The organism is Buttiauxella selenatireducens (genome assembly GCF_031432975.1).
Classification (GTDB): domain Bacteria; phylum Pseudomonadota; class Gammaproteobacteria; order Enterobacterales; family Enterobacteriaceae; genus Buttiauxella; species Buttiauxella selenatireducens.
Map to the genome: position 1 here is coordinate 2,390,545 of NZ_CP133838.1, position 24,639 is coordinate 2,415,183.

20 protein-coding genes are annotated in these 24,639 nt (G+C 47.0%); 6 read left to right on the forward strand and 14 right to left on the reverse strand.

The genetic code is table 11. The features are described from left to right. Positions 1 to 234: 234 nt before the first annotated feature. The gene (locus RHD99_RS11070; RefSeq protein WP_309878807.1) at positions 235 to 1,122 is read left to right on the forward strand and encodes a hypothetical protein; all 888 of its coding nucleotides are present in this window, start codon (positions 235 to 237) and stop codon (positions 1,120 to 1,122) included. A gap of 300 nt (positions 1,123 to 1,422) precedes the next feature. On the opposite strand, the gene RHD99_RS11075 is transcribed toward RHD99_RS11070, so the two are convergent. After that, on the reverse strand, positions 1,423 to 1,704 hold the full coding sequence (locus RHD99_RS11075; RefSeq protein ID WP_309878808.1) for a hypothetical protein: 282 nt from the start codon (positions 1,702 to 1,704) through the stop codon (positions 1,423 to 1,425). A 608-nt stretch (positions 1,705 to 2,312) separates the two neighbouring features. On the opposite strand from RHD99_RS11075, the gene RHD99_RS11080 reads away from it, so the two are divergent. The 3 genes from RHD99_RS11080 to RHD99_RS11090 all read left to right on the forward strand — a co-directional run bounded on the left by RHD99_RS11080 (position 2,313) and on the right by RHD99_RS11090 (position 5,104). Continuing rightward, a complete protein-coding gene (locus tag RHD99_RS11080) occupies positions 2,313 to 2,732 on the forward strand; it encodes a translesion error-prone DNA polymerase V autoproteolytic subunit (protein ID WP_309878810.1) in 420 nt (139 codons plus the stop codon). 2 nt (positions 2,733 to 2,734) lie between these two features. Further along, positions 2,735 to 4,003: a Y-family DNA polymerase gene (locus RHD99_RS11085; protein ID WP_309878811.1), complete on the forward strand. Its 1,269-nt coding sequence runs from the start codon at positions 2,735 to 2,737 to the stop codon at positions 4,001 to 4,003. Between the two features lie 336 nt (positions 4,004 to 4,339). Continuing rightward, on the forward strand, positions 4,340 to 5,104 hold the full coding sequence (locus RHD99_RS11090; protein ID WP_309878813.1) for a hypothetical protein: 765 nt from the start codon (positions 4,340 to 4,342) through the stop codon (positions 5,102 to 5,104). Positions 5,105 to 5,275: 171 nt separating this feature from the next. Here RHD99_RS11090 and RHD99_RS11095 read toward each other — a convergent pair whose 3' ends face one another. The 3 genes from RHD99_RS11095 to RHD99_RS11105 all read right to left on the reverse strand — a co-directional run bounded on the left by RHD99_RS11095 (position 5,276) and on the right by RHD99_RS11105 (position 7,697). Then, positions 5,276 to 5,605: a hypothetical protein gene (locus tag RHD99_RS11095; protein WP_309879139.1), complete on the reverse strand. Its 330-nt coding sequence runs from the start codon at positions 5,603 to 5,605 to the stop codon at positions 5,276 to 5,278. A gap of 201 nt (positions 5,606 to 5,806) precedes the next feature. Further along, the gene (locus RHD99_RS11100) at positions 5,807 to 6,709 is read right to left on the reverse strand and encodes a hypothetical protein (protein WP_309878815.1); all 903 of its coding nucleotides are present in this window, start codon (positions 6,707 to 6,709) and stop codon (positions 5,807 to 5,809) included. Between the two features lie 16 nt (positions 6,710 to 6,725). After that, the gene (locus RHD99_RS11105; RefSeq protein ID WP_309878817.1) at positions 6,726 to 7,697 is read right to left on the reverse strand and encodes an HNH endonuclease; all 972 of its coding nucleotides are present in this window, start codon (positions 7,695 to 7,697) and stop codon (positions 6,726 to 6,728) included. Between the two features lie 341 nt (positions 7,698 to 8,038). On the opposite strand from RHD99_RS11105, the gene RHD99_RS11110 reads away from it, so the two are divergent. Further along, positions 8,039 to 11,890 (forward strand): hypothetical protein, encoded by a 3,852-nt coding sequence (locus RHD99_RS11110; RefSeq protein ID WP_309878819.1) that lies wholly within the window; start codon positions 8,039 to 8,041, stop codon positions 11,888 to 11,890. 105 nt (positions 11,891 to 11,995) lie between these two features. On the opposite strand, the gene RHD99_RS11115 is transcribed toward RHD99_RS11110, so the two are convergent. The 5 genes from RHD99_RS11115 to fabI all read right to left on the reverse strand — a co-directional run bounded on the left by RHD99_RS11115 (position 11,996) and on the right by fabI (position 18,426). Then, on the reverse strand, positions 11,996 to 12,658 hold the full coding sequence (locus RHD99_RS11115) for an SOS response-associated peptidase family protein (protein WP_309879141.1): 663 nt from the start codon (positions 12,656 to 12,658) through the stop codon (positions 11,996 to 11,998). A 75-nt stretch (positions 12,659 to 12,733) separates the two neighbouring features. Then, positions 12,734 to 13,513 carry a hypothetical protein gene (locus tag RHD99_RS11120; protein WP_309878821.1) on the reverse strand — a complete coding sequence of 260 codons (780 nt, stop codon included), beginning with the start codon at positions 13,511 to 13,513 and terminating at the stop codon, positions 12,734 to 12,736. Between the two features lie 705 nt (positions 13,514 to 14,218). Beyond that, positions 14,219 to 16,153 carry an exoribonuclease II gene (locus RHD99_RS11125; RefSeq protein ID WP_309878822.1) on the reverse strand — a complete coding sequence of 645 codons (1,935 nt, stop codon included), beginning with the start codon at positions 16,151 to 16,153 and terminating at the stop codon, positions 14,219 to 14,221. Between the two features lie 95 nt (positions 16,154 to 16,248). Then, on the reverse strand, positions 16,249 to 17,412 hold the full coding sequence (locus tag RHD99_RS11130; protein ID WP_309878823.1) for a CMD domain-containing protein: 1,164 nt from the start codon (positions 17,410 to 17,412) through the stop codon (positions 16,249 to 16,251). Between the two features lie 222 nt (positions 17,413 to 17,634). Next, positions 17,635 to 18,426, reverse strand: coding sequence for an enoyl-ACP reductase FabI (gene fabI / locus RHD99_RS11135; RefSeq protein ID WP_064546403.1), 792 nt, complete (start codon positions 18,424 to 18,426; stop codon positions 17,635 to 17,637). 249 nt (positions 18,427 to 18,675) lie between these two features. On the opposite strand from fabI, the gene RHD99_RS11140 reads away from it, so the two are divergent. Beyond that, complete coding sequence (locus RHD99_RS11140; protein ID WP_309878826.1) at positions 18,676 to 19,086, forward strand: SRPBCC domain-containing protein; 411 nt, start codon at positions 18,676 to 18,678, stop codon at positions 19,084 to 19,086. A gap of 83 nt (positions 19,087 to 19,169) precedes the next feature. Here RHD99_RS11140 and sapF read toward each other — a convergent pair whose 3' ends face one another. From sapF to sapA, 5 genes are read right to left on the reverse strand one after another with little or no spacing between them, the layout of a single operon-like run. Further along, on the reverse strand, positions 19,170 to 19,976 hold the full coding sequence (sapF, locus tag RHD99_RS11145) for a putrescine export ABC transporter ATP-binding protein SapF (protein WP_183269358.1): 807 nt from the start codon (positions 19,974 to 19,976) through the stop codon (positions 19,170 to 19,172). After that, a complete protein-coding gene (gene sapD, locus RHD99_RS11150; protein WP_309878828.1) occupies positions 19,976 to 20,968 on the reverse strand; it encodes a putrescine export ABC transporter ATP-binding protein SapD in 993 nt (330 codons plus the stop codon). The genes sapF and sapD overlap by 1 nt, the downstream gene beginning before the upstream one ends. Continuing rightward, the gene (sapC, locus tag RHD99_RS11155; protein WP_309878830.1) at positions 20,968 to 21,858 is read right to left on the reverse strand and encodes a putrescine export ABC transporter permease SapC; all 891 of its coding nucleotides are present in this window, start codon (positions 21,856 to 21,858) and stop codon (positions 20,968 to 20,970) included. The genes sapD and sapC overlap by 1 nt, the downstream gene beginning before the upstream one ends. Next, entirely contained in the window at positions 21,845 to 22,810 is a 966-nt protein-coding gene (gene sapB / locus RHD99_RS11160) for a putrescine export ABC transporter permease SapB (RefSeq protein WP_309878832.1), read from the reverse strand. The genes sapC and sapB overlap by 14 nt, the downstream gene beginning before the upstream one ends. Continuing rightward, positions 22,807 to 24,459, reverse strand: a complete 1,653-nt coding sequence (sapA, locus tag RHD99_RS11165) for an ABC transporter substrate-binding protein SapA (RefSeq protein WP_270145329.1) — start codon at positions 24,457 to 24,459, stop codon at positions 22,807 to 22,809. Before sapA ends, sapB begins: the two co-directional genes overlap by 4 nt. Positions 24,460 to 24,639 lie beyond the last annotated feature (180 nt).

Below are 24,639 nucleotides of genomic sequence, written 5' to 3' on the forward strand. Positions count from 1 at the left end.
TGCGTCCACTATTATGAGATGAATGCTTCGATTTTATCTGGATAATGAGTGATCTGGCCCTGCGAAACGAATAATAAACCACCATTAAAACAATGGATTAAAATAAAAATGAAAACATTACTACTGATGTTTTCGTATTTTTTTACTTTATCTAATTGGATTTCATTAGTGACTATCAGTCAGTTATTGCTTATAAATCATCTAAGATACATATAATCAATACTAGGGGTAAAAATGGAACAGGAAAAAGGAGTTAGATTTGAATTGTTTGAAATATATTTAATTATCTTCGCAGTGATTGTTGCGATGTGTTTCGCAGGTATTGTTTTTTTATATGTGGTGATGAAAAGAAAAACTATTGATGATGAGAGGTTAGATAAACTCATTCATGTTGGTAAATGGATGATTGTAAGTGTTTTCATAACTACGGCAACTTCTGCAATTAGTATTGGTTTCAAAGAGTGGGACCAGAAGTTAAAGGAGATCGAGTTTTTTGAAAAATACTCTGAAAGAATTATTAATCTTACTGGTCCATATATATGGAATAAGCGTGCTCAATATTCAGAGTACTTCTCTGCGGTAGCACCCAAAGGAAATATACGGGACGGATGGATGGGTTATAACACATTTGTCAAAGGTAATATAAATGAATTGGAGGTAATTAAAAAAGAGTTGAAGGCTTTGGAAAATAAGAATATTAATGGTGCTCTGATGAAAGATGAGAAGGAAAGAATGGATTCTCTTTCTTTAAAATATGATGAATTAAATTTAAACTTTACAGGTAATATCACTTCACTAAATCCCCCAGCGAATAGAGAAAACTTAAATGGTCTTGTCTACATTCAGGTTTTTGGTATAGAGCAAAAGAAAAAAATTGAGGAATTTGCAAATTCTTTACGTTCGATAGGGTTAAGTGTTCCTGGGATTGAGAATGTCGAAGATAAGGCAAAACCACCTGAAGTGACAAGTGTTAGGTATTTTTATAATGAAGATATTAATCTTGCTACGAAGCTAGCAGAGCGGCTTAAGAATAACGGCTATAAAAATGCAACTATCGTTCGTCTGAGAGGTATGGAAGTAGCTGCCGGAACAATTGAAGTATGGCTATCTAAAAGTGATTGATTGGAATGTTTTTTTAGACATCTCAGAAGAAGGTGAGGATCTCGTGACAAGTATATGAATTTTAGCGAGGCGGTGACTTTGCTGATTAAATCGAACTTTTGGGCGGTTACTGGATAATATTGATCCTACCTACGAAAGCAGTCGTAGACATAACATGACGTCCACACCTCACTCACAGAGGATTTTTAGCTCAGTTATCTTGTCCAATCCGTGCATATGGTGGACGTTACAAATACTACAGTGTATGAATAAATGGGGGCACAAGTTAGTTTCTTAGGTTCCCATATCATTGTAATTACATTATTTCTCGTTAGGGTTCCAGTAGACCTGAACGCCTGTTATCAGGGTGAAGAATTTAATGGCTGCTTCTTTTCCTTCTTCAATGGTCGAGTAGGGTTTGGAAAGATAAGCCGTACTGCGCTCTTGAGTGAATAAGTGGAGGTGCGCTGGTTTCACTTCAATACCAGTGAATGCCTTTACCTGAGTAAGGTTGCAATGAATGCGATATCCCTGATTTTTGTAGTTCTGAAGTAGATGAACTCCCGTTGTGTTGTTTGGACGGGTACGTGCAAGGTTAGACATTGTTCGGCTCCTGTATAATGCAAAATCCGCAGCGCTTCACTGCTGAAAATTATAGTCATGACTACTCTTATTCCTTTTCGTATTATGGCAGTTCTGTAGATAAATACATCAGAATCGCTGAGTTTGGCGACTGACTGTAAAGTTTGATCGTGTGATGTATGAGAAAGCAGTCAGATCAAATCTAAGCTAAAGCAGATTTACGTCATCAGTAATAACGGGATGTTATTGTGGGAATGGCCACACTGCCAGCGCTACACTCCTTGGGCCACAAATCTGTGGTCTACACATGGAATGTATAAAATGAAAAGGGTCTTTACTGTACTGTTAGTTATGCTGTCTTTGGGTTCGATCACTCAAGCCTACGCTGGTAGTTGCCAGCATGACAGCGACACGGCTGCCGATGGTTCTCGATGCGGCGGTCATTCTAACTGACTCGCGTCCTGCTGGTCGCTAACAAGTAATTTAGGCCACTCCGGTGGCCTTTTTGATGCATCACCCGTTGTGTGATTTATGCAAATCACCGCTCAGAATCCTTCTTCACTTAACTTGATCGGTTTCCAATGATAGATATACTGTATATAAATACAGTATTATATAAAGGCTATCATATGGAATTTATCAACCCGGTCAGGCTACGCGCTGTTGCCACCCTCCCGTTATTCAGTGACCTGGTTCAGTGTGGTTTTCCATCACCGGCTCAGGATTACATCGAACAGCGTTTAGACATTCACGACCTTATTGTTAAGCATCCCAGTACAACGTATTTCGTGCGTGCTGCAGGTGACTCGATGATTGATGGAGGCATTAACGACACAGATTTATTGGTCGTGGATTGCTCCCGCGCAGCGGAACACAACGATATCGTGGTTGCGTCCGTTGGCGGTGAGTTCACGGTTAAACGTCTACAGCTTCGCCCGACGGTCCAGCTCAATCCCATGAATAGCGCGTATTCTCCGATTATGATCGGCAGTGAAGAGACACTCGATATTTTTGGGGTTGTCACATTCATCATCAAATCGACGAGCTGATAATGTTTGCTCTGGTCGATGTAAATTCGTTTTATGCAAGTTGCCAAACAGCTTTCAGACCTGACTTGAAAGGGAAGCCTGTGGTTGTCCTGAGTAATAACGATGGCTGTGTCATTGCGCGGTCAGCAGAAGCAAAAGCGATTGGTGTCAAAATGGGCGACCCGTATTTCAAACAGAAAGACTTGTTCAGGCGATACGGTGTTACCTGTTTCAGCTCTAACTACGAGCTGTACGCTGATATGTCTGACAGGGTGATGACTACTCTCGAGGAGATGTCGCCACGTTGCGAAATTTACAGTATCGATGAAGCCTTCTGTGACCTGTCTGGGGTAAGGAACTGCAGGAACCTTGAGGATTTTGGCCGGGAAATCCGGTCCACGCTTTTGCTGCGCACCCATCTTACCGTTGGTGTCGGTATTGCTCAGACTAAGACACTGGCAAAGCTCGCTAATCATGCTGCTAAAAAATGGCAGCGGCAAACGGGCGGCGTCGTTGACCTTTCGAATCTTGAAAAGCAGCGCAAACTGATGGCGTATTTCCCCGTTGATGAAGTGTGGGGGATTGGTCGGCGCATATCTAAAAAGCTGGAGGCTATGGGTATCAAAACCGTGTTGCAACTTGCCGATACCGATATCCGATTTATCCGCAAACACTTCAATGTGGTCCTCGAGCGAACCGTTCGTGAGCTGCGTGGCGAACCCTGCCTTGAGCTCGAGGAGTTTGCACCGACTAAGCAGGAGATTGTTTGCTCACGCTCATTCGGGGACCGGATCACTGACTACGAGCAAATGCGTCAGGCCATCTGTAGTTATGCATTCCGTGGGGCTGAGAAGCTTCGTGGAGAACATCAGTACTGCAGGTACATTTCGGCTTTCATCAAAACGAGTCCCTTTGCCCTGAATGAGCCATATTACGGGAATCAGGCCGCTGTGAAGCTGCTGACACCGACTCAGGATACAAGAGACATTATTGCTGCAGCGATACGTTGTCTGGACGTCATCTGGAAAGACGGATATCGGTATCAGAAAGCGGGGATCATGTTGGGTGACTTCTTCAGCCAGGGTGTAGCTCAGTTCAACTTGTTTGACGACAACGCGCCGAGGAAAAACAGTGCGGCGCTGATGGAAGTGTTGGATCACCTCAACCATGAGAATGGAAGAGGGGCGCTTTACTTTGCCGGGCAGGGTATCCAACAGCAATGGCAGATGAAAAGGGAAATGCTCTCTCCACGTTATACGACGAGGTGGTCTGATTTGCTGGTGGTTAGGTAATGGGGGAAATCTGTCCCCCTCCTACTACTAAATGCCAAAGAGAGTGAGACGTCTTACTGTCACTTTGTGTCAGACGCAAACGCTACTATCATTACGATATTTTTAATCAAATGAAGTATTTAAGTTTAGGGCTACTAAATCCCGACAGTTAACTTAGGAATATTACGAGTTATAATAAATGTACCCATAAACAGATTGTGCCATTAGTCCATAAATTTTTTCAATGCACTGCTCTGTGCTATAATATTACTAACAATGTATTATTAGTTTCATTTGACTTGACTTATCTATTTCTTCAGCTAGCTAGTGGTGGTCCCCAGCCCCTTTGGAGGAGTGATGTCTTTTATTATTAACTTAATGTTACTTGTTCTGGGGACCGCAAGTGCCCTTTCTGCATTTGGTGGCGAAACATGGAAAAAAAATGATGAGATGCTAATAAAGCGAATTACCCATCGTGGATGGGTGGCTTTAATTTGCATGTTGTGTACACTAACCCTTGGAATAATTAAAGAGATAAAAAATACAAAAGCATCAGCCCAATCGATTGCAGAGCAAAAAGCCCTTAAGAAAAATCTAGATGAATCCAAACAAGAGCTTATTATTTTAACTAAGCAGTTGCGCGACACTCAAGGAAAACTCGCCTCAGTTGAGCCTAATATATTAAATGCGATGATTGTAGCTACCGCTGGAATTCGTCGTGAATTTGATTTTGCGACACCTACTTTAAATGGTGCTCATTCTCAAAAAGTAAAATCTGGTAAAACATTTGGAGAGTTGTTTTTATATGGTGGGGATTTTATTGATTACCACATATTTTGTTCTGGGACGGAGGGGCGACGTAAAACGATAAATTCAGCCATGCCTATAATTGGTTTGGAAGTTGGTCAGACCTCTTACGATCTTGATAGTGAAGGCCGTGTAATGATTATTGGTCCAATAGGGCAGCCAATGCCGGTAGCAATTATAAACCCTGAAAGGGTTAAAGGGTGTAGTTTGAAGATATTAGTAGATTCAGCAGATAGAACTAGGCAAGACGCTCAACTCAAACCGTTAATTAAAATGATTTTAGATGCAAAGTCTAATATATCAAGCATCAAGTAAGTTATATTCTATTGGTTTTTAAGTTAAGCTCAAACCCAAAAGTTATGTTCGTTCATCGCTTAATGCGGATATTTCGCCCCCCCCTATACGTCCACTTCGTGCCAGAAGCGGACGTTGCTAACATATATCTGAATCAATCGGTGGGGAGTAGATCAGTTAATCTGTTCATACCTAATAACCTCTAACAGCCAATACAACTCCACCGATGATACAAAGAACAATGACCCATAGAATGGCTGGCATTGGATTGCCATTCTTAGCTTCAGATGCCAGATACGCATTAAACTCTTTTTTGCTTTGTCTGCGGCTATGAGCTGTTGAAAAATTATGTTGCCCTAAAGGAACTGTTCCAGACTCAACATATTGTTTCGCTGCTGCTAGCGTGGAAACAGGTCCAAAATCATGAGCACCATTAACATCAACAACAAGCCATCCTGAGCTATTTTTTACAATAAAACGCCCATCATCTACTGTGTACTGCCCGGCCTGAATTCTAGTCACCTTAGCCAATGTTTACTCCTGGTTGCTAATTGCCTATAACCCTACTGTGCACTGATAACACTTTACTACATGATCCCTTCGCCACATTGGGCATACAGTCAATTCTGTCCACCGCAGGTTGCTTTTGACGCTTCCAACAGCCCCCTCGTGCCAAAAGCGAACGTAGCTAAGCCCGCACTGTATTAATTATAGGTGTTCGGGTCACGTGTTCTCGTTTTGGAAGAAACTTAAAAACTGAACGGTTTGCTGATTCATGGTTTCGATGACCGCCAGATGCTCAGTTTTTTTCCACTTAATGCCGATGATGTGCAGCAAATCACGATAAAAAACACTGAATTTCCCCCATGGGTAAAGGATCGCTAATCCGTTATCCATTTGTTCCAACCATGTGTGGCAATGGCTATTTAATTGAATGGTGTACGTTAGTACGTCGTTATATTGCTTCTCGAGTTCTGGTTTTAGTGCGCGCAATTTTTCATGCTCTTGTTCAACGAGCGCTTCTTGGTCCTGAAAGGCGCGAGCTTTGCTCCAGGCACCTTTCGCTGCAAAATAGATTATCGGCGCCGCGACGATCCCCCCCAGTACCAACATACCGCCGCTCATTCCCGCTCCGCCAGCAGCGAGCGCACCACCTCCGAACCAGGCAAGTGTCGCATTGGTTGCTGCTACACCTGACAACGTGCCGATGGCCGTACCCGTGGACGCGGTGCCAATGGCTGATACAAGCGCCCATGCACCCAATGCCATTGAGCCACCTACAATCCCACCAAATCCCACGCTGAGTACACCGGAATACTGTTGATTAAATCGCTCTATACTTTGCGAAGCTCGCATTGTTGGTCGGGACTGTTTGTCGAGAGAGATAGAAGTGGTTTCTAACACTTGTTCTATATGCTCCAGTCTGGCTTTTACTTTTTTTAGCGTGTCACCCAACTCACTAATACGATTATCAATTTTGTTTTTTATTCGCGTTACTTCGTCATGCGTTATTTTATAGTAAGCATGAGTGGATTCGAAACTTGCTTTCGCATGCTCTAATTCCAGCGATCCACCGAGTGTGACAATAGCATTCGCGGTGCGAAGCCCTGCTTTTAATAATCCCATGCTGTGCCTTGTCTGGTTAAACTTGGATTGCTTTTATTATTAGGTGTAAAGGGCCATACATTTCAGTAAATCTTTTCCACCGTTCGACAAGAGCTCCACGATTAACTTTGTACGCAACATGCAATTTTTTCCCATGATACCTTGTGTATTCTTTATCTTGGATCTGCGGAGCAAAGTAAATAAGGAACGAGTCCGGTTCGATAGAAAATAGATCCAGATCGTACAAAGTGTGCATGTCACAACGTAGTAATAGCCCATTGCTTATGTGGTTGTGTGTATCATTTTTGTATGCCGTGATATGCGCAGCTTCAAGGATATCAACGATTGCACAATTACTAACTGCACATTGAGCCGCTTGGGTTATCAAACTGTCACGAAATGCTTTTTGCCCGCGTCGTTGCTTAATTTGCCGGATAACTGCTTTTCTCTGATCTTCTGCCTCGAGAGTAGTATCATCACTGTCCGCTTCGGTAGGAGCCAATTGAATTATATCGCCAAACAGATTACTTGCCCATTCGAAATTAATTTCTTGAATTGAACTCTGAACGTTGTAGCGTAGAGTGTTTGATATTAAATCTGTTATGGACACAGAGTTAATGGGCTTGTAGTTTTTTTTATATTCAGCTTTAAATTCCACCGCGGAAGTGTCTTCTGCATTAGGGCGATTAAATTCATGCCCATTGCTGCAGCGCCACTCTGGCTTTTTAAATTTTCGATGAGTTAACTTTGCTGGTGTGCAATTTTCATGTGGGCACCGGTTACGAATTTTTATGTATGAAGATGATGATAAACTGTCTATAACTGATATCCCTAGGATATTTTTTCTATCCGTTATTATGACAATATCACCTTTTTTTACCTGTTTATGGTTTGGGACAAAGTTGTCATATCTGTAAAAACTAGTTGAGTCGTCTTGATAACCATTATTCCCAAAGTACCGGAGATCATCCTGACCAACTGCTTTAAAAGACCATGCCTTTTGATTCATCCTGCTGATTCCATCATAAAAGTAGCAGTTGAATCATAAAACAATAATTAGTTGATGAAAACATGCAGTTCATCGCTTCAGCTTCAGTAGCTTAGTATCCATGACCATTAATGATAAGCCCCAACTTCCGCTCCTCGCTCATATCGGTCCTTCGACTCTTGCATACTGGTTGTACTGCGCAAGAGCAGATATAACAAACAACATCGTTAGGAAGCTAGTCATCTTAGATAAATGATGTTGGTGGTTTTCGTAGAAGTGTTCCAACGGACATTCTTTGCCACATTGGTTAGACTACGTACTACTTTTGGCTATGGTCGTAATATTTTTACTAAGGTTCAAGTGTGGCAATCTTTGATATTGAAAAAGACGAATTACTACGCCTCTCTGATACTCATCTAGAGGAGTTGATTGCTCGCCTCGCTGAAGCCGAGGTAGCCGCCAATGGCCATAGCCCTGCGTGTGTAAATTGGTCTGGCTCAATCACTGCTCCCGATGGAGGAATTGATATTCATGTTCAGGTTCCAGTCGATCAACTGAGTACTGGGTTTATCGAAAGACCTGACACGATCCTACAGGCGAAGAAACATAAGATGGCAAAGGCTGCTATCGAGAAGGAAATGGGTACCGGTAAAGAACTGTCATCGACGATTTCAGAGCAAGCTACAAGGCAAGGCAGTTACATCATTGTCAGCTTAGGTGATGATTGTTCTCCGCTAGGAAAAGCGGAGCGTCTCAAAGCAATGCGGGATGCTGTGAAAGATGATCCCAATAAAAGCAATATTCATCTTGATTTCTACGACCGCTCCAAACTCATTCAATGGTTACGCCAGCACCCGTCGGTTATGCTCTGGGTAAAAGCTAAACTCGGTCTAGGCTCTTCCGGTTGGCAACCATACGGCGCATGGAGCAACCCACCACAAGGTGTTGTGGATACATTGATTTCAGCCCCTGGTGTTACGATTTCTTTGCCACCAGGAAAGGGACAAAAACTCAATATAGATGATGCAATCGGCCCAATGCGAGCACTTATTAGTGCTACTCATAAGGCCGTTCGCATTACAGGACTCTCCGGAGTTGGGAAGACTAGGATCGTTCAAGCACTCTTCGATGAAACTATTGGAACAGATGCCCTTGACCGAACGCTAGCTGTTTATGTCGATACTGGCGCTGAACCTGAACCCTCCGCAACGGCAATGCTGGACAGGCTTATTGCAGAGGGCAGACGTGCCATTATGATCCTCGATAATTGCCCATCAGAATTACACTCTTCGCTTGCTAGTAAAGTCTCAGCTGCGGGCAGAGAGGTCAGGCTCATCACTATTGAGTACGACATAAGAGACGACAAACCTCAAACGACCGAGGTCATCCATATTGAGGCTGTTGGACCAGAGTTGGCCGAACAGCTTCTGACCCGTCGTTTCAACGGTATCGGTCAAAACAATGTACGTCGGATTGCCGAGTTTGCTGATGGGAATGCAAGGGTATCCTTGGCAATTGCTGAACGGGTTGAGGAGGGGGAGAGTTTGGCTCAGCTTTCTGACACGCAATTGTTTAACCGCCTGTTTGAACAGCGCAATCATCCTGATGGTGATTTACGAGAGCAAGCTGAAATATTGTCTTTGGTATATTCGTTCCCGATCTCACCCTTTGACTCGGGTCCTAATGAATTGGATGTATTGGGCTCGCTCATTGGACAAACCAGTAACCAATTGTACCGAGCAGCCAGTAAGCTGTTAGTCCGCCAAATTGTGCAGAAAAGGGCTCATTGGAGGGCTATTCTGCCCCAAGCTATTGCGAATAAATTGGCAGCTTCTGCACTTGATAATATTCCAATTAGCCAGCTCAGGGAGACTTTTGAAGCCACTGGTAGACAACGCTTATTAATGTCGTTTGCACACAGGTTAGGGCTATTACACGACCATCCCGTAGCTACAGAGATCGTTGAAGCTTGGTTACAGCCTGAAGGACTGTTGGGGCGGATAACGAAGTTAGACGACATCTCGTTTCGAATGCTGAATTATATCGGCCCGGTTGCCCCTGAAGCATTACTCGATCGGCTCAATGCAGAGCTTACTTCATCGAATTTTGAAGGTATGGAGGCGGGTTACAATCCACGGCGGACGAGCATACTCAATCTTTTGCAGTTATTGGCATATGAATCGCATGATTTTAAACGGAGTGTCAGGCTCTTAATCCGTTTAGCAGATTGCGATAACGTGAGCAAAAACAATGATTATGCTCAGAATAAGATCACGAGGTTTTACCAGGCGTATTTGTCAGGAACACACGCCTCTTTGGAACAACGTGTTGCGATCATGAATGAATGCCTTGCATCAGACATCGCCGGGCGTAGATCTCTAGGCGTTAAAATGCTTGAAACTGCTCTTGGCGGGCCACGGTGGACAGGATTCGGGGTAAATGAGTTTGGTGCTCGACCAAGAGATTATGGATTTCGTCCCAACTACAATGAACTTGCTGAGTGGCGCAGCGCCTTCATTGACGTTGCGGTGAGATTAGGAACCTCCGGTATCCCCGATTTTGAAGACGATGCGAGGATGATCCTAGCTAATAAGTTTCAAGCGATATGGCGCCAGGAAGCCATGAGGGTAAAACTTATTGATGCGGCCCGCACATTACACGCCTACCGTCCATGGGGGGAAGGTTGGAAAGCTGTCCGCTCAACGATTTATTTTCTTCATACCAAGAATGTGAATAGGGAAGGTTTAGAGCCATTACCGGATATGCTCGCCGTATTGGAGAGAGAATTAGAACCTACTGATTTGATTCCGAAAATAATGGCTTATGTGCTTTGTAAGGGACGTGATTATTGGGCACTAAGTTCCGATTTTGCTCATGATGAGCCTAATAAATTGAGTAAAATTAGAGAGCATCTTCAAGATAAAGCATTCCTGCTGGGTCAGGACTTTGCGGCATCCAGCTATAAACTTGATGAGTTGGGCCCGAACCTATTCTTAAGTGATGGGATGCCATATCGCACTGCATTTGGTCGGGGCTTAGCGAAAGGAGCACACGACCTGCGAGTTAATTGGACGCAACTCATCGTTCAATTGGATCTGCAACCTACTTCACTCAAAGATTTTTCGGTCATTTGCGGTTACATTGAAGAGTCTGATTCTATTGATTCAGAATTAGCGCAGGAGCTGCTTGAACAGTGTGCGCAGCATTCTGAACTTCGACGCGTATTAGTCAACTTGCACCCCAGGAGAGCATTCACTGAAATCGACTTGGATCGCTGTATGGCGATTCTAAATGCGCCTGAAATTCGGCCGATTATGTATGGAGCAATCCTGTGGAGGCAGCAATATACCAATTTGCCAGAAAAACGAGTTCTCGCACTTGCACAGGGGCTCTTGAGTAAACCGAATGGTGAAGACGTTGTTTTGGAGGCTCTAAGTATGAGACTACCGGACAAAGAGGAAGCTGTTGATACTCTGGGCCACGATCTGAGATTGGTCGGCCTAAGAGCTGCTATTCTAAAGTTCCAAAGAGATGACAACGACTCCGGCAATGGAACTGATTATAACATGGCACGAGTTGTCAGTTGCGTATTGCGTTTCGATGGTCACGAGACTGAAAAGCTGGAGTGGTTGAATACAATCTTTTCTATTGTGGATAAGCATTATGGAAACATTTATTCGTTCGAAAACTCTATCGGAATAACAGCAGCATTGATGCCAGAAGAATTCCTCAATCGCATTTTTGAGGGTACGGCAGAACAACAAAGGCGACGTTTGAATTTTATTCGTTATGATGGTTTGAGTGAGTCTCCTCTTGTCAAAATCGACATAGGCGTTTTGATTGCGTGGTGTCGGGCCAGAACTGATCCTCGCGTATGGGCTTCAGTCGCTACAGGAATATGTCTTTGGTCTGAGGATAGCGGGCAGGATGTTATTACCTTGCTAGACGAAGCTTTAATGTTCCTAGAGGTTTCACCCGAGCCACGAGCTGTGCTTGAATCTTTCGCAGAACGAGTCACACCTTCCTCATGGTCCGGTAGTCAAGCAAACGTAATGCAATTAAGAGCGAACGCCATAGGCAAGTTGGTCAAACACAAGCGAGCAGATATTGCTGAGGTAGCCAGAGCTGTGTATGAGAAACTGATTTATTGTGTTGAACTCGAAAAAGAACGTGAGCAGAGGGAAGATGAGGAACGGGAGCAAAGGTATGAATGAAAAACAATCCATATTTCCGCTTTACGCACCTCTAGCAGCCTGTCAGGCTTAATTCCTGTTTCACAACTCTCTTGCGGTCAAGCTGTAGCTTAGGCATGAGGCTCGCTACAAACTTGCTTTGTCGGTTTTTTTGATGAGTTCCGGGCTTTGGTTCTTCACATTCCCAACCGCTAGAGAAACAGGATGCCAGGTAAATTCATCTGCCGACACCGCAGCATCATGGACCAGTTCACTGGCCTGTGCCCCAGTCGTTTCCGGATTCATCCATTCAAGTGCTGCTCTGGATGTAAACACTAAAGGCCTGCGGTCGTGAATATCGATCAGTCCCTTATCTGCAGCTGCGGTCACAATTAAAAATCCCGCTGCCTCATCTCCCACATCAAACGGCTGCTTACCAATAGCTGCAAAGAAAAGTGGCTTTCTGTCTTTCCTGTAGATGTAATACGGCTGTTTTTTGTCACCCGCTCGCACCCACTCATACCAACCATCAGCAAACACAATTGCCCGACCATGATTCCACAGCGGCTTAAACATCCTGCTGGTGGACGCCGTTTCTACCCTGGCATTTATCAGAGGTGCTTTGTCCCACCAACTAGGAGCGTATGACCAGATAACGGGATCGAGGTGAAGGGTACCTTCACGGTTATTTAGCAGGAGAACTTTGGTGCCGGGCGAGACGTTGTACCTCCCGATAGGCTCGGGATCGTAAGGGATTTCACTTTCAGCTTCTTCTAAAAGAAACTCGATATAGTCGTCACGAGACTGAATTTGAGTAAAGCGTCAGCACATAGCTAGCTCCAGTCATCTAACTTATAGTATGGGGCAATCCACCTTATTACCTACTCAGAATGAGAGTGATAAATGTTCATTACTTGCGATCATCCGTTTGTTGTTGATGACTAGCAAAGAAGAAGTACCTACGCCGGTAAAAAGTGCGTCGCATTTAAAGTAAGTCTGATTCGGATTCCCAGTTAAAAGTCTGGCCATTTCAAGGTCATTCCCTTGCAGAATAACAGTTACGTTGGATTTTCGAACGCCAATGAAACTCATTCCTGCATCGCTGAGCAGCGGGGGAATACCGGATAGAGAAAAAAAGGAAAATAGTAAGAAAGCTATAATTGATAACGTGTGCTTTTTTTTATCATCTTTCTTGACTTTCTTCTCAAAATAAACATATGGAATTAAAGTAAAAAAAAGTGCAGTAGCAAATACGGATAAAAAAACTGACTGAACTTCAATTTTCCCAGCCTTAACTGCTGAATAAACGACAAGCATACTAATAAGTGAGATTAAAAAATGTCCTGGCACGGGGTCATAAATTTTCAACAGCCTTGCCATTCTGCTTGTTCCTTTCAGTTTGTATAACAAATCTCCAGGTTTTTTATTTTTTTTCCTGAAAATCAGTAACGTAGAATTTATAAAGAGATAGGACACGACAACGGACATGGAATACCAACACACCAGAAAAAAAAACAAAAACAGCGAAAATGAAGTTATGACCATCAGGAAAAAAATTACGTCTGTCAGGGTTAATCCGGTAGGGAAGAAATCAATCCGCATACAATAGAACATAAAAACAACTACTCCAGCCCCTGTCAGACAAAGGTAGATATTTTTTGCCATATCCATGGTCAAAATACGTTTTAATGAAATCAATTTATGTCTCAATTTTTACGTCGTAATAATGTGGAATAGTGGGGGACAACCGCATATGCGGTATTGGCCTCCAGCATATAGTGTTTAAGCTGTATGAAATGCCAGCTTCGGGCACTAAGCGGCCTATCAAATCATATATAGCAACGCGGTGCGATACCAGAAATTAGCCCCTGATTTTCTGCTGAAGGTGATCAAAAAATTGGCAAAGACCGGTCATCAAAATACGAAAGGTAGTGACAGAATAGCAAAGATTTTGGGGGCAAATTTGGGGGCAAAAAAGGGACAAATTAGTAAAAGGGGCATGGCTAGGGGCATCAAATTAGCTGATATTTGCAACTATTTGCCGTTGCGATAATTTATAACTCATTGTTTTAAAGGTAAATTAATGATTTATAAGATATTCGGAAATTGCTTTCTTTATATTAGCAATATAAAACCGATCTCAAAGTAACAACTATATGTAAAAATGATTGTTTTTACAGAATATGTGGGAAATCTGAATCTTCGGCGCTAGATTGTCAGTTTTTTAGGCGTTATAGCAAGTAAAAAAAGTGTTACGACTCTAATCATTTCCCGGGTGTGACTATTACTCAAAATCCAATCGTGAGAGAACAACGCAAAAAAAAAGCTGAACATGTGTTCAGCTTTTAAAGAAGATTTCTAAACTTGCGGTTAAATGGCAGGGCGAGCAATCACGCTACGCGTTTCCATTCGCACTTCTGCGATTGTCACATCAATCACATCAGTGACTTTGAATGCGACTTCACCTTTGATTTGAACCGTGCCACTTTCCTGGCTGCAAACCAGTTCGTCACGAACGGTGTGCAGGAACGGGGCAGGGATAAAAGCAACCGCGCCGTTATCAACCAAACGAACACGCATCCCGCCACGGCTGACATCAATGATTTCAGCAGCAAAACGAGTATCCGTTCCAGCTTTGTCTTTCAGGAAGCGAGCATATAGCCAATCACCGACATCACGTTCTGCCATGCGGTTCAGGCGGCGACGCTCAGCCATCTGTACGGTAATTTCATCCTGTGGACGCGTCGCGGTTTCACCTTTGATGATCGCTTTTAACAGGCGATGGTTGATCATGTCGCCGTATTTACGAATAGGTGACGTCCAGGTTGCATAAGCTTCCAGGCCAAGACCGTAATGCGGGCCAGGCTCGGTGCTGATTTCAGCAAACGACTGGTAGCGACGAATGCGGCTGTCCAGGAAACTGGTGGGTTGCGCATCGAGCTCACGGCGCAGTTTGCAGAAGCCGTTCAGGGTCAGCACTTCTTGCGCATCAACTTCCAGTCCATGGCCTTGCAGCATGGTTGCGAGTTGTTCAGTATTCGCTGGGTCAAAACCGGTATGGACGTTATAAACACCGAAACCGAGTTTTTCACGCAGCACAATTGCTGCACAGACGTTGGCAGCAATCATTGATTCTTCAACGATGCGGTTCGCGATACGACGTGGCTCCGCGACGATATCCAGCACTTCGCCTTTTTCACCCAATACAAAGCGGTAATCAGGGCGATCTTTGAACACCAGCGCATGGGTACGACGCCAGTCAGCACGGCTCTGGCAAACACGCTCTAACAGACGGATTTGCTTAGCAATAGCCTCGCCTGGTGGCTGCCAGTCGCCTTTTTCTTCCAGCCAATCGGAAACATCGTCATAAGCCAGTTTGGCTTTTGATTCGATAGTGGCCACGAAGAAGTTAATTTGATCGTCAATTGTACCGTCTTGCGCGATAACCATGCGGCAAGCAACGACAGGGCGCGTGACATTTGGACGCAATGAACACAAGTCGTCAGACAACTCGCGTGGCAGCATCGGGATGTTAAAGCCCGGCAAGTAGTTGGTGAATGCGCGAACTTTAGCAATATTGTCAAGCTTGCTGCCTTCTGCAATCCAGGCAGTAGGGTCGGCAATAGCAACTGTCAGTTGCAACTTGCCATCGGCCAGCTCTTCTACGAACAGCGCATCATCCATATCTTCGGTGCTGGCGCTATCAATGGTAACGAAATCCAGGGCGGTTAAATCTTCACGCACCAGGCCTTCATCCAACATTTCAGTTGCTACACCGTTAGGGGCTTCGCGCTCCAGATTGTGGCGTGACAGTGTCACCCACCATGGCGCAAGGTGATCGTCGCCGAAGGTGATGAACTGCGTCAATTCAGCGTAGAAACCACGGTCGCCTTTAAGCGGGTGGCGCTTCATTTCTGCAACGGCCCAGTCACCATTCTGGAAGTCATGCGTCACGTTACGATCGGCGCGACACTGAATCGCATCGCGTAATAACGGATGATCCGGCACGATAGACAGGCGGTCGTCTTTACGTTGTACACGGCCAACAAACCGGCTGAGGAACGGTTCGATAAGCTCTTCTGGCTCAGCGGTTTCGCGGTCCTTGTCGGTGTGAATCACCGCGCTCACGCGGTCACCATGCATCACTTTTTTCATCTGCGGCGGCGGAATAAAGTAACTTTTCTGGGCATCCACTTCGAGGAAGCCAAAGCCTTTTTCCGTGCCTTTAACCACGCCTTCAACACGTGGAGTTTGGGAATGCAGTTGCTGTTTAAGCTGCGCGAGCAGCGGGTTATCCTGGAACATGTTTTTTAGTTTTCGTGGCCAAAAGAGCGGCTGACAGTTTTACGCGAAACCACCCTTTGCGGCAAGTGATGATTACCCTAAAAGCATGGGATATCCTATGCCTGGATGGCATTTCCCAGCCCAATTTTTAGTCGATTTAACCAACCGTATAATGCAGAGCACACCAGCAGTCGCAATGCCTCATTCTTGCTAAAACCCTGCTCGAATAAGGGTTGAAGCTGGGCTGCGCTGAAACTACCCGGTGCGCGAGTTAATACACGTACAGCCTGAATAATTGCACGCTCCCGAGGATGATTGTGACTCCAGGCCTGTAACGCACGTTCCCCATTGCGTATCGCCTCGGGCAGAGCATTTTCCCCATGCCAGTGATCCGTCGCATCGCTAAAACAACTGACACTGCCGTTTATGCGCGCCGTCAGCAGGTTCACCAGCACGAGATCGTCACGAGTTGCTGCATTGGGTGGGAATAACAGGTGGGTTAGCTGACTCAGGACAGAAAGCGGTGGCGCATCATGAGCCAGCAGCCAGCTGAGAGGGTTTAAAGCACGTTGTGCCAGGCTAACGTTCACCACCTCCAGCTGATAAGTGTTCGCGTAACGTTGCTCGACAGGCGGTAATCCGGGCTGCCACAATTTATCCCCCTCAAGGAATAACTCCGCACTGGCATCCTGTTGGGAATCAAGCCCGGGAATCCAGCGTACAGGCAGGCCCTGAAGCGCATGGAAGAGAGCAATCACACGCGCCTGAAAGCCGATAAACCCGATCAACTGGTTAAAGGTCACTGTGTCATTCACCGAGAGGGCAACTTCATCGAGCTGTTGACGCGAAATATCATCAATCAATGTTGGCTGGCTGGCCAACTGGCGTGCGTACTGGGTAATTTGCGTCAGGCGGCGATTGCTTTCACGCGAGGAGTCAGGCCCTGGTTGTGGGGCGAGTCGGGCTGCGTAATGGTTACAAAGCCGCTGCACGCCATATACCTGTGCAACCGTCAGCGCGGTACTCAACCGGTCATAACTGCTTAGGGTGTGTAAACGGGTGACAGGGCTGTTGTCAGGCAGCAGAGCGTCTGCGGCATCACGAGCCACGGAAAGCCAGGCGGCTTCTGCTGTGCGTTGTTCAGCACTCAATTCTACGTCGAGTAAAAAACGGTCTTCGAGGTAAGCGGCCTCGGGAACCAGTGGTAATACGGCGTCGCTGCGGCTGGACTGAGTCTCATGATACCAGTGGCCTTTGCCAGAGATTCGGCGTTGTTCCATGGTCGTTCCTTGGTCAAAGAGTTTACAAGCCCGGGGAAACCCCTGACGGCCTGATTCGCTGCTTTATCCTGGCGTAAGCGTGGAATGCGACAAAAGAATGATCGGTGATAATAAATATCGGAAAGGTATAACTAACAGAAATTTGTCGTGCAGAGGGGCGGATGAAGGGGGGGGCGTGATGATAACGGGGCGGACAGATGTCCACCCGCGTTGCGAACCGGATTAGTCTTTCAGTTCCAGCTCGTTCATTGCAGCGATGCTGAAACCGCCGTCAACGTGCAGAACTTCACCGGAAACACCGGCAGACAGATCTGAACACAAGAATGCTGCGGAGTTACCCACATCTTCAATGGTCACAGTACGACGAATCGGGGTAACCGCTTCGCAATGTGACAGCATTTTACGGAAATCTTTAATGCCAGACGCGGCCAACGTACGGATTGGACCCGCAGAAATGGCATTTACGCGCACACCTTCAGGACCCATCGCGTTCGCCATGTAGCGCACGTTAGCTTCCAGAGACGCTTTAGCCAGACCCATCACGTTGTAGTTAGGGATTGCACGTTCAGCACCCAGGTAAGACAGAGTCAGCAGAGCAGAACCTGGGTTGAGCATTTCGCGGCAAACTTTAGCCATCGCGACAAAGCTGTAAGAACTGATGTCATGAGCGATTTTAAAGCCTTCACGGGTAACCGCATTCACGTAGTCGCCATCTAACTGGTCGCCAGGTGCGAATCCGATAGAGTGAACGAAGCCGTCAAACTTCGGCCAGGTTTTAGCCAACTCAGCAAACATTGCATCGATGCTCGCATCTTCAGCCACGTCGCACGGCAGCACCAGGCTTGAACCCAGATCAGCTGCGAAGCCTTCAACACGGCCTTTCAGTTTTTCATTCTGGTAAGTGAAAGCCAGTTCAGCCCCTTCACGGTGCATCGCCTGTGCGATACCGTAGGCAATGGAGAGTTTACTGGCGACGCCAGTGATCAGAATGCGCTTACCGGTAAGAAAACCCATAGCTTTGAATCCTTATAGTTTCTGCTTATTTTATGACTGTAAAATCATTAAGTTACGATTGATTAGTCACAATTTTTCAACACGAAAGTGAAATTATATCCCACTCGGCGTCTGTTGTGTCACCTTATTTTTACGACCCTTACTGACTGGTTATCACGTCACCAGAGGTCGGAACAGCCAGAGTATGATTAACGTACTACGCTTTAGGGGATAATTTTTGTGTCCTGGTCACCCAGCATGTGGAGCGTAATGATGAAGATCAATGTCGAAACACGGGTTGACGCGCCCGTTGAGAAGGTTTGGCAGGCTTATATCGATCCGGAAGCCATAAAGCAGTGGAATACCGCATCTCCCGACTGGCACACGCCGACGGCCGCAGTAGATTTTCGTGAAGGTGGGCCATTCTCATTTCGCATGGAAGCCAAAGACGGCAGTATGGGTTTTGATTTTGCAGGTGTTTATACCCAGATTGTGCCGTATGAATTAATCGAATATCAGTTTGGTGAAAGAGAGGCGCGGATCGAATTTACGCCAGCAGAAAAGGGAGTTGATGTGCGTCTGGAATTCGACCCTGACGGCCAATATCCCGTTGAGCATCAAAAGAACGGTTGGCAGGCGATTCTGGATAACTTTGCGCGCTATGTTGAGGCGCAGTCTTAATGTTTGCAGGGAGGGTAGTTTTATCCTCCCTGCAAACCATCTGGCGTATGCCGGGTGAGCGAAGCGTCACCTGGAATTAATCGTTACCGGTCTTTGCGCCACGCATCTGCCGTCAGGGCCTCGCCAAAGTGGCTGGCAATCAGGCGTTTGGTCAAATCGTGGAGCGGGGAGGCGAGAACATCAGCAGTACTTCCACGTTCCACCACTTCACCCTGATGCAACACCATCACCTGGTCGCTGATGTGTTTCATCATGCCGATGTGCTGCGTCACGTAGATGTAGGCTATGCCCTGTTTTTCCTGAAGTTCTAACATCAGATTAATCAGCTGCGAACGCATCGACATATCGAGCGAGGCGAGCGCTTCATCGGCAATAATGACTTTCGGACGCAGAATTAATGCCCGGGCCAGCCCCAAACGCTGCTTTTGCCCAGGAGCAAGCATGTGCGGATAATAACTGGCATGGTCTGGAAGTAACCCCACCATTCTTAGCGTCTCGATAATCTGCTTCTGGCGCGCTTCCGGCTCCAGATTGGTGTTCAGACGCAACGGGAAATCGAGGATCTGTGAAATGCGCTGGCGGGGATTCAGCGAAGTGCTGGGATCCTGGAAAATCATACGAATATGCTGGCTTCGGTAGGTGTAGTCACCGTAATGCAGCAAATGGTCGTTAATGACCACTTCTCCCGTCGTCGGCTCCACCATGCCAGCGAGCATTTTAGCCAGCGTGGATTTGCCTGAGCCGTTTTCGCCAATAATCGCCAGCGTTTGTTTTTCACGTAAGGTGAAACTCAACGGTTTTACTGCGTCGACATGCTGACGACGGAACAGGCCCGTTCGGTAACGAAACGTTTTACTTAAGTTACGGACTTCGAGTAGCGTTTCGACCATTACTGACTCTCCATATTCAGCGGGAAGTGGCAGGCATAAAGATGTGTTTTAGCCCCGGTCAGGCGCGGTGTTTCGATACATTCACGTTGCGCATAAGGGCAACGAGGCCCGAGTCGACAGCCCATCGGCAAATGTTCCAGTAACGGGATGGCACCTGGCATCGTATTCAAGCGGCTTTTATGCGGCATTGAACGACCAAAGTCGGGAATGGCACGGATAAGCGCCTGAGTATACGGGTGATGCGGGGTGGTAATCAGTTCTTCACTGGGCGCACTTTCCACCGTTTGTCCGCAGTACATCACGTTAATTTTATCCGCCCACTGGCTCAGCATCTGCAAGTCGTGGCTTATCAGCAAAATTGTCGTGTTGTTGTACTGATTCAGGCGCGTCAGCAATTTGAAAATCTGCAATTGCGTCGTCGGTTCCATCGCGTTTGTCGGCTCATCGGCAATCAACAAACGTGGCTGGTTTGCCAGCGCAATGGCGATCATCACCTTCTGACACTCTCCGTCTGTCAGTTCGTAGGGATAACTGCGCATTGCATCTTTATGGTCTTTAATTCCGACGCGGTGTAACAGTTCGATGGCTCGACGTTTACGCCAACCAAAACGTTTCCACCAGCGGCCTTTAAACGTCCAGCCGGGGATGTTTTGCATCAACTGGCGACCCACGCGCTCGGAGGGATCAAGACAGGATTGTGGTTCCTGGAAGATCATCGAAACGTTATGTCCAACCAGGCGTCGGCGCTCTCGACCGCTCAGGCGTAACAAGTCGATGTCATCAAAACGCATGCGGTCCGCGGTGACGCGCCAGTTGTCTTTCGTGACGCCGCAAATCGCTTTTGCAATCAGGCTTTTTCCTGAGCCTGATTCGCCCACCAAACCGCGAATTTCCCCTTCATTCAGGGTCATACTGACACGGTCAACGGCCTTGACCCACCCCTCGGAAGTCATAAATTCGATGGTGAGATTTCGGATATCAAGTAATGGCATTATTGCACCCCCGCATTGATTGCGCGGCGTAATCCATCGCCCAGCAGGTTGACCAGTAACACACTGATCATTATAGCAACTCCGGGCAACATCACGGTCCAGGGCGCCACATAAATCAACTCCAGCGCATCACCCAACATCGCGCCCCATTCAGGTGACGGAAGCTGGGCTCCTAAATCGAGAAAACCTAACGCAGCAATATCCAGAATTGCCATGGAGAGTGCGCGGGTGATTTCGGTAATCAGGATTGAGGCGGTATTAGGCATGACCGCGAACCACAGAATATTGAGCGTTGAAGCGCCGTCCAGACGAGCGGCAACGACGTAATCTTTTTCCAGTTCGTCATGCACGGCGCTATAGACCGAACGCACCATTCGCGGCAGCAGCGCCAGCCACACGGCAAACATGGCGTGAACCAAATGCGGGCCCACAAACGCCACGACAATAATGGCCAGCAGTAGGGTAGGAATCGATAACAACGTATCCAGAATGTGGTTAAGAACCGCAGAACGCAGGCCATGTGTGGAGCCCGCAATGACACCCAGAATGATCCCGAATACGGCTGCGGCCAGCGTCACAACAAACGCGCCACCGACGGTCGGAGCAGCGCCATTTAACAAGCGGCTTAATACATCGCGCCCAAGGTCATCCGTACCGAGGAAGAACGACACATCGCCATAGCGTGACCAGGACGGTGGCAACAACTGATAACCCAGGAATTGCTGGTCGATCCCATAAGGGGCGAAAACGCTGCCAAACACGCACAACAGTACCAGCGCGCCGCAACCATACAGGCCAATCATCGCCGTGGTGTCGCCGTAAAATTTTCGCCAGGTCAGTCGCAGCGTACTCGGCGGGCGCTTCTCGCGATAGACGCTATCGTAAGGCATACCATTCCTTATGTGTCAGTGGGTTAGCCATAGCCCCCAAAATATCGGAGATAACGTTCACGATGATTACCAATGAACCAATGACCATCACGCCAGCAGAAATGGCCGTGTAGTCTTGTTGACGAATGGCATTGATAAGCCAACGTCCAAGCCCCGGCCAGCTGAACACCACTTCGGTGATCATCGCCAGCGTTAACATCGTTGAAAACTGTAACCCCAGACGTGGGATCACCGGAGGCAGGGCATTGTGAAGCACGTGGCGATGCAAAATGGTCAGTCGCGATAAACCACGCGTCGCCGCCGCTTTAATATAGTTTTGGTCGAACACGTCAATGGTGCTGAGGCGCATTAAACGAATCACTTCCGTGGTCGGGGCGACGGCAAGAGTGGCGACCGGTAAAATCATATGGCGTATAGCGCTGATGATCATTTCGTCACGATACGGCGAGTCAGATAGCCAGGCGTCAACCAGTGCAAAACCGGTAACCGACTTCACTTCGTAGAGTAAATCGAAACGGCCTGAGACGGGAAGCCAGCCTAACGTCAGTGAGAAAAACATCGTCAGTAGCAGCGCAAACCAAAATACCGGAATCGAGAAACCGACCAGCGCCAGAGCGCTGATAAGCTTATCCTGCCATTTGTTATGCATGATCCCCGCCAGCATCCCCACAGGAATACCGATGAGCAGTGCCAGGCCAAATGCCAGCAAACAGAGTTCCATGGTAGCAGGGAACACGATACTCAACTGTTCGTTAATCGACTGACCATTAATACTGGATACGCCGAAATCCCAGTGCAGGATACTTTCAAACCAGAATACCCATGCGTTCCACAGCGACGCTCCTTGCAATGGCGCGTGCGGCGTGAAGTAGTTGAGGCTAAAGCCAATAAAGGTCAGAAAAAACAACGTCACCAGCAGCAACAGCAGGCGGCGCAAGGTATAGATGATCATGGTTTTTTCACCTCAACATTTTCACGGAAAACACCCGCAAACGATGCGTTACCAAACGGACTCAGCACCAGCCCTTTAATGTCGTAGCGATAAGCTTGCAGGCGCAGCGATGATGCCAGTGGCAGCACCGGCAACTGCTCTGCCAGAATATCCTGCGCTTCCCGGTAAGCCTCAATACGCGACGCCAGTTGTTGAGAAGACAACGCTTTTTGCAGCACTTCATCAAATTCAGGATTACACCAGCGAGCATAGTTGGTCTGCGAACGAATCGCCGCGCAACTTAGCATCGGGCGAAAGAAGCTATCTGGATCGTTACTGTCTGTGGCCCAGCCCGCGAGGGTAAGATCGTGGTTCATATCCATCAAACGAGCTTCCTGGAAGCGACCTTCGACCGGCACAATAATCACTTTCACGCCAATTTGCGCCATATCCGCCTGAATAAGCTCTGCCGTTTTCAACGGACTTGGGTTCCACGCCTGCGAACTGGTTGGCACCCACAAGCGCAATTCCAGATTATTGAGCCCCAGCGCTTTTAATTGCTGGCGGGCTTTGGCGGGATTGTATTCGGTGATTTTGGAGTCGCTGTCATAGGCCCATGATGCGCGAGGCAAAATAGACGCGGCAGTTTCAGCGGTACCGTAGTAAATCGACTGCATCAGGCGCTGGTTATTAATCGCCAGTGCCAGCGCATGGCGAACTTCAGGATTATTTAATGGCGCTTTATTGGTATTGAACGCCAGATACGCAATATTCATCCCCGAACGCAACGTAAGACGCAAACGCGGATCATCACGCAAAATCGTCAGCTGGCTGGCGGCAGGATAGGCGAGTACATCGCATTCGCCGGTGATAAGTTTCGACAAGCGCCCTGTACCACCCGAGCCCAAATCCAACACCACTTGCGGCATTAACGGCACGCCGCGCCAGAATTTAGGGTGACGCGCGAGGCGAATATACTGCCCGGAACGATATTCACTAATCTGGAACGGGCCGGTGCCAACCGGCTCGCGGTCCATCATCTCTTTTCGATCGGACTTAGCCAGTTGCGCGGCGTATTCCGCAGACATAACGGATGCGTAATGCGTTGCCATGTGCCACAGGAACGACGCATCTGGTTTTTCAAGACGGAACTCAACGGTATTGCTGTCCAGTTTACGGATGCTTTTTACGGAGTCCGGGAACTGAAGGCTGTCAAAATAAGGGTAATTGCCACCGTTCACACTGTGCCAAGGGTGGTTGCGGTTAAATACACGCTGGAAACTGAACACCACATCATCGGCATTAAGTGCACGAGTCGGTTTAAACCATGGTGTCGTCTGGAATTGAACATTAGGGCGTAGATGGAAACGGTAGGTTGCGCCGTTATCCAGCACTTCCCAGCTTTCGGCCAACTCAGGTACAAGGCGGTAAGTATAAGGATCAACATCTAATAACCGGTCATACAACTGTGCGGCAAGGGTGTCCACAGTCAACCCGCCGCTCGCCATCTGCGGATTAAAGGTGTTGACCTGACCGCTGACACAATAAACAAATCCGCTGTTACGGATATCTGCTGGCTTTTGGACAGGTGTTACCGCTGGGGGAGCAGCAAAAGCTACGCCACTCAGGCAGCTAACTGCCAGTAACAGGGAAGATACAATTGCGCGCATAAGTTTTTGAGTTTTCACGGGTGATAGCCAAAGTGTATCGTACTCTTGAGGGCTTCCCAAAATATGTCAGGCTATTTTGCTTTTTTTATAAACAATGCCTGCAAAAAAGGCAGGGGAATGCTGCTTTTTACAGCGTTTACGGCCTTCAGTGAGGCACTTCAAGCCGCATCGTTTGGTGAA

Excerpts from the sequence above, each read along its gene's own strand:
- RHD99_RS11070 (WP_309878807.1), top strand. The coding sequence starts at position 235 with ATGGAACAGGAAAAAGGAGTTAGATTTGAATTGTTTGAAATATATTTA.
- fabI (WP_064546403.1), bottom strand. The coding sequence starts at position 18,426 with ATGGGTTTTCTTACCGGTAAGCGCATTCTGATCACTGGCGTCGCCAGT.
- RHD99_RS11125 (WP_309878822.1), bottom strand. The coding sequence starts at position 16,153 with ATGTTCCAGGATAACCCGCTGCTCGCGCAGCTTAAACAGCAACTGCAT.
- RHD99_RS11100 (WP_309878815.1), bottom strand. The coding sequence starts at position 6,709 with ATGGGATTATTAAAAGCAGGGCTTCGCACCGCGAATGCTATTGTCACA.
- sapD (WP_309878828.1), bottom strand. The coding sequence starts at position 20,968 with ATGCCATTACTTGATATCCGAAATCTCACCATCGAATTTATGACTTCC.
- RHD99_RS11120 (WP_309878821.1), bottom strand. The coding sequence starts at position 13,513 with ATGGCAAAAAATATCTACCTTTGTCTGACAGGGGCTGGAGTAGTTGTT.
- sapA (WP_270145329.1), bottom strand. The coding sequence starts at position 24,459 with ATGCGCGCAATTGTATCTTCCCTGTTACTGGCAGTTAGCTGCCTGAGT.
- RHD99_RS11140 (WP_309878826.1), top strand. The coding sequence starts at position 18,676 with ATGATGAAGATCAATGTCGAAACACGGGTTGACGCGCCCGTTGAGAAG.
- sapB (WP_309878832.1), bottom strand. The coding sequence starts at position 22,810 with ATGATCATCTATACCTTGCGCCGCCTGCTGTTGCTGCTGGTGACGTTG.
- RHD99_RS11130 (WP_309878823.1), bottom strand. The coding sequence starts at position 17,412 with ATGGAACAACGCCGAATCTCTGGCAAAGGCCACTGGTATCATGAGACT.
- RHD99_RS11075 (WP_309878808.1), bottom strand. The coding sequence starts at position 1,704 with ATGTCTAACCTTGCACGTACCCGTCCAAACAACACAACGGGAGTTCAT.
- RHD99_RS11090 (WP_309878813.1), top strand. The coding sequence starts at position 4,340 with ATGTCTTTTATTATTAACTTAATGTTACTTGTTCTGGGGACCGCAAGT.
- RHD99_RS11080 (WP_309878810.1), top strand. The coding sequence starts at position 2,313 with ATGGAATTTATCAACCCGGTCAGGCTACGCGCTGTTGCCACCCTCCCG.
- sapF (WP_183269358.1), bottom strand. The coding sequence starts at position 19,976 with ATGGTCGAAACGCTACTCGAAGTCCGTAACTTAAGTAAAACGTTTCGT.
- RHD99_RS11105 (WP_309878817.1), bottom strand. The coding sequence starts at position 7,697 with ATGAATCAAAAGGCATGGTCTTTTAAAGCAGTTGGTCAGGATGATCTC.
- sapC (WP_309878830.1), bottom strand. The coding sequence starts at position 21,858 with ATGCCTTACGATAGCGTCTATCGCGAGAAGCGCCCGCCGAGTACGCTG.
- RHD99_RS11085 (WP_309878811.1), top strand. The coding sequence starts at position 2,735 with ATGTTTGCTCTGGTCGATGTAAATTCGTTTTATGCAAGTTGCCAAACA.